This window comes from Ruegeria atlantica, assembly GCF_947495585.1.
In the GTDB taxonomy this organism is placed as follows: domain Bacteria; phylum Pseudomonadota; class Alphaproteobacteria; order Rhodobacterales; family Rhodobacteraceae; genus Ruegeria; species Ruegeria atlantica_G.
In genome coordinates this window covers 1-672 of record NZ_CANLZK010000050.1, presented here as the reverse complement: position 1 = coordinate 672, position 672 = coordinate 1, and the positions used below count along the sequence as shown (strand labels likewise).

General features: G+C 53.6%; 1 pseudogene. It reads left to right on the top strand.

Annotation, left to right across the window (positions count from 1 at the left end):
- Window positions 1-126: 126 nt before the first annotated feature.
- Window positions 127-672, top strand: a pseudogene (locus tag QMP16_RS23750) (IS6 family transposase); the annotation flags it as partial.

Below are 672 nucleotides of genomic sequence, written 5' to 3'. Positions count from 1 at the left end.
TGGCTCTGCTCAATCTAGTGGCAGCAACGCGGATAGGCTGTGTGAAATCTCTCGCTGTTTTGTGGGTATTGTCACGGTAACTGTAGAGTGGTTGCTCAAGCCTGGATCTGGTCGTTATTGGCGTCGGTGAATTCAACGTCTATCGGCCACAGGCGTCACCGATTTCCCGCACAGATCATTGCGCGCGCGGTGTGGTTGTGCGCTCGCTTCAATCTGAGCTTGAGCGAAGTTGAAGAGGTGTTATTGCAACGTGGGATCGACGTTTCTAACGAAACCGCCAGACGCTTGGTTGGCATATTCTGACTCCAGATCGCCCAAATTGGCGACGCCGGCAGGATCGTTCAGGCGACGTCTGGCATCTCGATGAAGTTGTTTTGTGTATGCCGGGTCGTAGGTGCTGGCTTTGGCACGCGATCGATCAATATTGTGTCGTAATGGACGTAATCCTCCAGCCAAAACGGTACAAACGGGCCGCAATAAGGCTGTTGCGCACTCTGTTGAGGCGTTTGGACCTCATTCCTAAGCGGCTCATCACCGACAAACTGAACTCACATGGCACACCAAGCGGGAAGTCGCACCGGGCTTGGATCACAGGTCGCAAAAGGGTCTCAACAACCGCGCCGAAAACAGCCACTTGTCGTTCCGAAAACGGGAACTGACGATGCAAGGATT